Origin of the sequence: Kineococcus xinjiangensis, assembly GCF_002934625.1 — a bacterium.
Lineage (GTDB): Bacteria > Actinomycetota > Actinomycetes > Actinomycetales > Kineococcaceae > Kineococcus_A > Kineococcus_A xinjiangensis.
The window spans coordinates 1-5,743 of sequence record NZ_PTJD01000031.1 but is presented as its reverse complement, the minus strand read 5'-3'; the positions used below and the strand labels follow the sequence as shown (position 1 = coordinate 5,743).

Annotated in this window: 3 rRNA genes; all 3 read left to right on the top strand. The window is 58.7% G+C overall.

The window, feature by feature from the left end:
• The first annotated feature begins 283 nt into the window (after positions 1-283).
• Positions 284-1,803 (top strand): 16S ribosomal RNA (locus CLV92_RS20720).
• Positions 1,804-2,326: 523 nt separating this feature from the next.
• Positions 2,327-5,451, top strand: a 23S ribosomal RNA gene (locus CLV92_RS20715).
• Positions 5,452-5,614: 163 nt separating this feature from the next.
• Positions 5,615-5,731 (top strand): 5S ribosomal RNA (gene rrf, locus CLV92_RS20710).
• Together the 16S, 23S and 5S rRNA genes form the textbook arrangement of a ribosomal RNA operon.
• The last annotated feature ends 12 nt before the right edge of the window (positions 5,732-5,743 follow it).

The window sequence follows — 5,743 nt, the reverse complement described above, 5'->3', positions numbered from 1 at the left end:
GGGGTCGGGGTGTGCGTCCGATGTTTGAGAACTCAACAGCGTGCCGAATGTCGATGCCAAATCGATTTATCCCCGTCCATCAATCGTCTGGTTGGTGGTGGGATTCCTTTGGTGTTGAAAGGGCCTGATCCTCGTCAGCGTGGGTCGGGTCTTGAGTAGATGCCAGATCGAACGCTTCCATCCTCCTTGCGGGGGTGGGGGTGTCCGGTGAAGAGATTTGCTCTCGCACGGTTGCTGCTTCCTCGCTTTTGGGTGGGGGGTGGTGGTGTGGGGGTGTGAGACTTCAACGGAGAGTTTGATCCTGGCTCAGGACGAACGCTGGCGGCGTGCTTAACACATGCAAGTCGAACGGTGAACCCCTTCGGGGGGGATCAGTGGCGAACGGGTGAGTAACACGTGAGCAACCTGCCCCTGGCTCTGGGATAACTCCGGGAAACCGGAGCTAATACCGGATATGACCTGTCACCGCATGGTGCGCGGGTGGAAAGTTTTTCGGCTGGGGATGGGCTCGCGGCCTATCAGCTTGTTGGTGGGGTAATGGCCTACCAAGGCGACGACGGGTAGCCGGCCTGAGAGGGCGACCGGCCACACTGGGACTGAGACACGGCCCAGACTCCTACGGGAGGCAGCAGTGGGGAATATTGCGCAATGGGCGAAAGCCTGACGCAGCGACGCCGCGTGAGGGATGACGGCCTTCGGGTTGTAAACCTCTTTCAGCAGGGAAGAAGCGAAAGTGACGGTACCTGCAGAAGAAGCACCGGCTAACTACGTGCCAGCAGCCGCGGTAATACGTAGGGTGCAAGCGTTGTCCGGAATTATTGGGCGTAAAGAGCTCGTAGGCGGTTTGTCGCGTCTGCTGTGAAAACTCAGGGCTTAACCCTGAGCTTGCAGTGGGTACGGGCAGACTAGAGTGCGGTAGGGGAGACTGGAATTCCTGGTGTAGCGGTGAAATGCGCAGATATCAGGAGGAACACCGGTGGCGAAGGCGGGTCTCTGGGCCGTAACTGACGCTGAGGAGCGAAAGCATGGGGAGCGAACAGGATTAGATACCCTGGTAGTCCATGCCGTAAACGTTGGGCGCTAGGTGTGGGGCTCATTCCACGAGTTCTGTGCCGCAGCTAACGCATTAAGCGCCCCGCCTGGGGAGTACGGCCGCAAGGCTAAAACTCAAAGGAATTGACGGGGGCCCGCACAAGCGGCGGAGCATGCGGATTAATTCGATGCAACGCGAAGAACCTTACCAAGGCTTGACATGCGCAGTGGACCGGCAGAGATGTCGGGTCATTTAGTTGGCTGCGTGCAGGTGGTGCATGGTTGTCGTCAGCTCGTGTCGTGAGATGTTGGGTTAAGTCCCGCAACGAGCGCAACCCTCGTTCTATGTTGCCAGCGCGTTATGGCGGGGACTCATAGGAGACTGCCGGGGTCAACTCGGAGGAAGGTGGGGATGACGTCAAATCATCATGCCCCTTATGTCTTGGGCTTCACGCATGCTACAATGGACGGTACAAAGGGCTGCGAGACCGTGAGGTGGAGCGAATCCCAAAAAGCCGTCCTCAGTTCGGATCGGGGTCTGCAACTCGACCCCGTGAAGTCGGAGTCGCTAGTAATCGCAGATCAGCAACGCTGCGGTGAATACGTTCCCGGGCCTTGTACACACCGCCCGTCACGTCACGAAAGTCGGTAACACCCGAAGCCGGTGGCCCAACCCCTTGTGGGAGGGAGCTGTCGAAGGTGGGACTGGCGATTGGGACGAAGTCGTAACAAGGTAGCCGTACCGGAAGGTGCGGCTGGATCACCTCCTTTCTAAGGAGCATCTGGCGTCCACCGTGAACATTCCTGGCTGGCTCTTCGGGGCTGGTGTCACCTTCTTCGGGGGGTGGTGGGGGTGGGTGGTGCGTCCAGGCGCCGTTTCTCACGCGAGTGTCGTGGGGCGGTCGCTCAAGGGTGGAACATCGACATTGTGGTTCGTGGTTCCTCACGGGGTCTTCTAGTACGTCTGTCCTTCGGGGTGGGTGGGAACGGAGATGGTGGGGGAGTGCGGGTTGCTGGCACGCTGTTGGGTCCTGAAGGATCGGCCGCTGGCTGGTGCTCTTCGTAGGTGGTGTCCCGGAAGGGGTGCCGGCTGGGGGGTGCTGGTGGTGGTGCCTTCTGGCGGGTCGACCGGTGGTCGTCATACCGCTCTCCGGGTACCGGGTCGGGTTGGGTTCATCTTCGGGTGGGCTTGGGCTGGGTCGGTGGTGGGGGTGGGTGTCGGCTGGGTGCCGGTGTACGCCGCCCGTATGTTGAGAACTACACAGTGGACGCGAGCATCTTTGTAGTCTTTTGTGGCCAAGTTTTTAAGGGCACATGGTGGATGCCTTGGCATCAGGAGCCGATGAAGGACGTAGGAGCCTGCGATAAGCCTCGGGGAGTTGGCAACCGAACGTTGATCCGAGGATTTCCGAATGGGGAAACCCGGCCGTCGTCATGGGCGGTCACCCGCACCTGAACACATAGGGTGCGTGGAGGGAACGTGGGGAAGTGAAACATCTCAGTACCCACAGGAAGAGAAAGCAACCGCGATTCCGTGAGTAGTGGCGAGCGAAAGCGGAAGAGGCTAAACCGAGCCGTGTGTGATAGCTGACAGGCGTTGCACGGTCGGGGTAGTGGGACCCTTCTATCCAGACTGTCATCTGGGTGGGGAGTAAGAAAGTCGTGTCATAGCCGAAGGATCTGGGAAGGTCCGGCACAGTGGGTGAGACCCCCGTAGGCGAAATGGCGTGGCCTCCCGAAGGGGATCCCGAGTAGCACGGGGCCCGTGAAATCTCGTGTGAATCTGCCAGGACCACCTGGTAAGCCTAAATACTTCCTGATGACCGATAGCGGACAAGTACCGTGAGGGAAAGGTGAAAAGCACCCCGGGAGGGGAGTGAAATAGTACCTGAAACCATGTGCCTACAAGCCGTCGGAGCTTAACCTGCGGGTGAGTGACGGCGTGCCTTTTGAAGAATGAGCCTGCGAGTTAGTGGTACGTGGCGAGGTTAACCCGTGTGGGGTAGCCGTAGCGAAAGCGAGTCCGAATAGGGCGTTTCAGTCGCGTGCTCTAGACCCGAAGCGGAGTGATCTACCCATGGCCAGGTTGAAGCGCGGGTAAGACCGCGTGAAGGACCGAACCCACCAGGGTTGAAAACCTGGGGGATGAGCTGTGGGTAGGGGTGAAAGGCCAATCAAACTCCGTGATAGCTGGTTCTCCCCGAAATGCATTTAGGTGCAGCGTCACGTGTTTCTTGCCGGAGGTAGAGCTACTGGATGGCCGATGGGCCCCACCGGGTTACTGACGTCAGCCAAACTCCGAATGCCGGTAAGTGAGAGCGTGGCAGTGAGACTGCGGGGGATAAGCTTCGTAGTCGAGAGGGAAACAGCCCAGATCACCAGCTAAGGCCCCTAAGCGTGTGCTAAGTGGGAAAGGATGTGGAGTTGCGCAGACAACCAGGAGGTTGGCTTAGAAGCAGCCACCCTTTAAAGAGTGCGTAATAGCTCACTGGTCAAGTGATTCCGCGCCGACAATGTAGCGGGGCTCAAGCACACCGCCGAAGCTGTGGCATTCACGCGTGAACTAGGCCTTCGTGGTCCAGGTGTGTGGATGGGTAGGGGAGCGTCGTGTGTGGGGTGAAGCGGCCGAGTGATCGAGTCGTGGACTGCACACGAGTGAGAATGCAGGCATGAGTAGCGAATGACGGGTGAGAAACCCGTCCGCCGAATGACCAAGGGTTCCAGGGCCAGGTTAATCCGCCCTGGGTAAGTCGGGACCTAAGGCGAGGCCGACAGGCGTAGTCGATGGACAACGGGTTGATATTCCCGTACCGGCGAAGAACCGCCCATGCTGAACCTGGTGATGCTAAACACCCAAAGCCTGTTGGCTCTTCGGAGCCGGCGTGGTGGAGCGTGTGACCCGAGCTGGTAGTAGGCAAGCGTAGTAACAGGGGTGACGCAGGAGGGTAGCTTCCGCGTGGCGATGGTTGTCCACGTCCAAGGGTGTAGGGCGAGGTGTAGGCAAATCCGCACCTCATATAAGCCTGAGACCTGATGGTGACCCCTTATGGGGGAAGCAGAGTGATCCCATGCTGCCTAGAAAAGCCTCGGCGCGAGGTTCTAGCCGCCCGTACCCTAAACCGACTCAGGTGGTCAGGTAGAGAATACCAAGGCGATCGAGTGAATCGTGGTTAAGGAACTCGGCAAAATGCCCCCGTAACTTCGGGAGAAGGGGGGCCTGAGGGGTGAAGCCACTTGCTGGCTAGCCTTTGAGGGCCGCAGAGACCAGGGAGAAGCGACTGTTTACTAAAAACACAGGTCCGTGCTAAGTCGCAAGACGATGTATACGGACTGACGCCTGCCCGGTGCTGGAACGTTAAGGGGACGGGTTAGTGCACTTCGGTGCGCGAAGCTCAGAACTTAAGCGCCAGTAAACGGCGGTGGTAACTATAACCATCCTAAGGTAGCGAAATTCCTTGTCGGGTAAGTTCCGACCTGCACGAATGGCGTAACGACTTCTCCGCTGTCTCAACCGCGAACTCGGCGAAATTGCACTACGAGTAAAGATGCTCGTTACGCGCAGCAGGACGGAAAGACCCCGGGACCTTCACTATAGCTTGGTATTGGTGTTCGGAACGGCTTGTGTAGGATAGGTGGGAGACTGTGAAGTCGGCACGCCAGTGTCGGTGGAGTCAACGTTGAAATACCACTCTGGTCGTTCTGGATGTCTAACTTCGGTCCGTGATCCGGATCAGGGACAGTGCCTGGTGGGTAGTTTAACTGGGGCGGTTGCCTCCTAAAGGGTAACGGAGGCGCCCAAAGGTTCCCTCAGCCTGGTTGGCAATCAGGTGTCGAGTGTAAGTGCACAAGGGAGCTTGACTGTGAGACAGACATGTCGAGCAGGGACGAAAGTCGGGACTAGTGATCCGGCCGTGGTTTGTGGAAACGCGGTCGCTCAACGGATAAAAGGTACCCCGGGGATAACAGGCTGATCTTGCCCAAGAGTCCATATCGACGGCATGGTTTGGCACCTCGATGTCGGCTCGTCGCATCCTGGGGCTGGAGTAGGTCCCAAGGGTTGGGCTGTTCGCCCATTAAAGCGGTACGCGAGCTGGGTTTAGAACGTCGTGAGACAGTTCGGTCCCTATCCGCTGCGCGCGTCGGAAACTTGAGAAGGGCTGTCCCTAGTACGAGAGGACCGGGACGGACGAACCTCTGGTGTGCCAGTTGTTCCGCCAGGAGCATGGCTGGTTGGCTACGTTCGGAAGGGATAACCGCTGAAAGCATCTAAGCGGGAAGCCTGCTTCAAGATGAGGTTTCCATCCACCTTCGGGGTGGGAGAGGCTCCCAGCAGACTACTGGGTTGATAGGCCGGATGTGGAAGCACCGACTAACGAGGTGTGAAGCTGACCGGTACTAATAAGCCGACGACTTGACTACCACCACCGCCCTTTGGGGTGGGGGTGAGACTGCTTCGCTCGCGTTCACTGTGTGGTTCCCGGGATACGGGCACCCCAACACCACGACCTCACCACCGCCGTGTACAACGGCGGTGTGTGGAGGGGGCGGGGGTGGGGGGTGTGTGTACAGGCCCGAAAAGTGTTTCGGTGGTCATAGCGGTGGGGAAACGCCCGGTCACATTCCGAACCCGGAAGCTAAGCCCTCCAGCGCCGATGGTACTGCCTCCGGGAGGGGGTGGGAGAGTAGGACACCGCCGGACTCAACGTGAAAG